Origin of the sequence: Undibacterium sp. RTI2.2 (assembly GCF_035018705.1) — a bacterium.
Lineage (GTDB): Bacteria > Pseudomonadota > Gammaproteobacteria > Burkholderiales > Burkholderiaceae_D > Undibacterium.
Genome location: NZ_JASJXN010000099.1, coordinates 1 through 2932, shown reverse-complemented (window position 1 = coordinate 2932; position 2932 = coordinate 1). Strand labels below are relative to the sequence as shown.

Annotated in this window: 4 protein-coding genes; 1 reads left to right on the top strand and 3 read right to left on the bottom strand. The window is 43.7% G+C overall.

The window, feature by feature from the left end; translation table 11 throughout:
- Positions 1–196: 196 nt before the first annotated feature.
- The 3 genes from QN395_RS21145 to QN395_RS21135 all read right to left on the bottom strand — a co-directional run bounded on the left by QN395_RS21145 (position 197) and on the right by QN395_RS21135 (position 1824).
- A complete protein-coding gene (locus tag QN395_RS21145; RefSeq protein WP_322118429.1) occupies positions 197–835 on the bottom strand; it encodes a DUF938 domain-containing protein in 639 nt (212 codons plus the stop codon).
- Between the two features lie 11 nt (positions 836–846).
- Positions 847–1098, bottom strand: a complete 252-nt coding sequence (locus QN395_RS21140) for a GIY-YIG nuclease family protein (RefSeq protein WP_323493006.1) — start codon at positions 1096–1098, stop codon at positions 847–849.
- 153 nt (positions 1099–1251) lie between these two features.
- Positions 1252–1824, bottom strand: coding sequence for a ProQ/FinO family protein (locus QN395_RS21135; protein ID WP_322118427.1), 573 nt, complete (start codon positions 1822–1824; stop codon positions 1252–1254).
- Positions 1825–2060: 236 nt separating this feature from the next.
- Between QN395_RS21135 and QN395_RS21130 the strand changes: the two genes are divergently transcribed.
- A complete protein-coding gene (locus tag QN395_RS21130) occupies positions 2061–2708 on the top strand; it encodes a DsbA family oxidoreductase (RefSeq protein ID WP_322118426.1) in 648 nt (215 codons plus the stop codon).
- The last annotated feature ends 224 nt before the right edge of the window (positions 2709–2932 follow it).

The following is a 2932-nucleotide window of genomic DNA, read 5'->3' as shown; positions in this document are numbered from 1 at the left end:
CGCTCCTTTCTCATCTATTTTGCGCTTCTCGCAATAAAATTACTCTCCGGTGTTTCGTTTTGCAAGAACCTCTATTGTTTTGTATTTAAAACGTGATTTTAATTAATCACTTTGATGATTGAGATTACCTGCTGCCATTTGTGTTTGTCACTGATTTTTTGCAGGTCTGTCGCATTAAATGCACATTGGTAATTAGCTATCGTTTTAAATTTATTTTTTGCAAAACTAAAAGGCGATTATTGGCTGGCATTGCAAAATCTTCTTGCAGTTGTAACTGGTGTTGATTTGCCAGCGCAATAATATCTTCGATCGCGCGGATGCCCATATGTGGGGCTTGTGATTTTAACGAAGCGTCAAATTGCGCATTGCTGGCGCTGGTGAATTGTCCGTCATAGTTAAACGGACCGTAGATAAAAAAATATCCCCGCTCCACCAAGATAGATGCTACGCCTTCAAACATGATTTGCACCTCTTGCCATGACAAGATATGGCAAGTATTAGAGGTATAAACTGCATCAAATTTGTTCTCTGGCCAAGCTGAATGGCCGATGTCTAAACATAATGGTGCTAACAAGTTGGGGAGTTTTGCCTCTTCTTGCCAGGCGCTGATGCTGGGGTGGTTTTGTATCCGGTCACTGCATTGCCACGTGATATGCGGCAAACGCGCTCCAAAATAGACTGCATGCTGACCTGTACCACTACCGATCTCAAACACCGTTTTGCTGTTATTTAAAAACGGAGTAATCGTTAGTAAGATTGGATCAGCGTTACGTTCACAGGCGGCAGAAAACAACTTATTCGTCATATTGGTAGTCATATCAATGATGGGTTTCAAACCGATGGTTTTCAAATTAATGAGTTTGACAACGCGCGCTTCTGTTGTGCGCTCAGTTTTTTGGTAGCGTGTTCTGCTTTTGATGCGGATGACCGGTCATCGTATTCAAAGACAGCAAGTATTTTTTGTGGCGGGTGTGAGCGGGTATAACGTGCGCCTTTGCCACTGACATGGGTGGCATATCGTTTCTCTACATTGGTCGTAATGCCCGTGTAGATGCTGCCATCATTACATTCCAACAGATAGAGAAACCATGACATCATTAAATAGGAGTTTCAGCTAAGGTGGCTGGAAATATAGTTTTAGTGATGGAGAAGCAAGAAGACTTGCTGTTCACAAAATAAAACGTCATTTCGTTATATCTATACATGAACAGCATTGAAACAAAGACTGGACTATGCGGGACTATGCGTAAATCAGGTGCGGGCAAATTTAGCCGCCAGTTGATTCAGCTTGTCCTGACGTTGGCGCTCTGCCTCGGCTTCTTGCTTTTGTATTCTCTCGGCATTGGCTTTGAGTTTGCGTGCATCTGCATTTTTCTTGGAACGCTCGCGCAGAATACCTGACGCATGAGTGCGATGCTCTTCTGTGATGGCATCAACTTCTTTGCCTTCCAGATCCACACGTTTTTGTGCTTTGGCAGCATTAAACAAATAGCGTACAGAGTTGGTATGAATGCCCAGGGCGATTCGTAACACTTTGCGATCCAGCTCTGGCATTTTTTTCTGTAATTGTTTATCAATACCAATTGCCAAAGGCAGATGTTCATCAAACACGGAGAACTCAGTTTGCAGTTTTTTCAACAATTTACGAGCAAGCTGGTTTGGCGTAGCAGTTGGCGCGGTCGACGTTGTTGCTGGTTGATCTGACGTTGCAACTGCTGTTGTCGTTGCTACCGCAACTACGTCTGCTAATTCCGTTGCTGTATGTGCTGGGTTAACTGCGTCTGACGCGGTTACTTCTGTTACTACTGATGTCGATGTGGTCATGAAAATAATCTGATATGGTTACTATTGCAGGACGCAGAATATCATGCGTTAGAGTCAAAGGGTATTTTGGCTGCTGTAAATCAACATACATCGTTGTTTGAGCAACGTTTTAGTCCTACCGGAGCTATCAATTAAGGCCAATAAAGTAGAGATAGCGCAAGTATAGAATACGAATTTTGCATAGATCTTCGCTCTTGGCGACCTGTATTTAATAACCAACTTATTTTATTAAAACCATGAAAAATCACATCAAAATTGACTTTGTTTCTGACGTATCTTGTCCTTGGTGCATCATCGGACTGAAATCATTAGAGACCGCAATTGCAACTTTGGGTAGCGAGGTCACGACTGATATCCACTTTCAGCCGTTTGAATTAAACCCGCGCATGGCGGCGGAAGGTCAAGATATCAATGAACATTTGGCGGAAAAATATGGCGCCACACCAGAACAATCCGCAAGTAACCGGGAGGCAATCCGTGCCCGCGGTGCGGCGGAAGGATTTGTTTTTGGGATGGATAAAAGAAGCCGTATCTACAACACCTTTGATGCGCATCGCTTGTTGCACTGGGCCGAGATTGAGGGCAAGCAACTGGCGTTGAAGCACGCCTTATTTGCCGCCTACTTTACGGATGGCGACAATCCTAGCGATCACGAAACCTTGATCCGTATCGCAGAAAGTGTCGGATTAGACAAGATCGCAGCGCGTGCGATTTTAAACTCTGAGTTGTATGCTGATGATGTCAGAGCGTTAGAGAAATTATATTTAAGCCGTGGCATTAACTCGGTTCCGGCAGTCATCATCAATGATAAACATTTGATTTCAGGCGGACAAACCTCCGATGTATTTGAGCGCGCGTTAAAACAAATTGTAGCGATGGCCTGATAGCGGCAATTATTAATTTGATTTAACCGTATTTTAGGACTCAGGCAAAATCATCCTAGCAAGTCGCAGCGATGAAGACAGTACTTTAGCTAGTCGATTCAACGCAGCTGGGGCAGTTTTGGGTAGGTCCTATATTTATCAAAACACGGCGGATTCAAGTACGAAGAGCAACGTTGAATAAAAAGTCAAAGGGTCAGATGCGATAGCATTCTGCCTTTTGACCA

Excerpts from the sequence above, each read along its gene's own strand:
- QN395_RS21140 (WP_323493006.1), bottom strand. The coding sequence starts at position 1,098 with ATGATGTCATGGTTTCTCTATCTGTTGGAATGTAATGATGGCAGCATC.
- QN395_RS21135 (WP_322118427.1), bottom strand. The coding sequence starts at position 1,824 with ATGACCACATCGACATCAGTAGTAACAGAAGTAACCGCGTCAGACGCA.
- QN395_RS21130 (WP_322118426.1), top strand. The coding sequence starts at position 2,061 with ATGAAAAATCACATCAAAATTGACTTTGTTTCTGACGTATCTTGTCCT.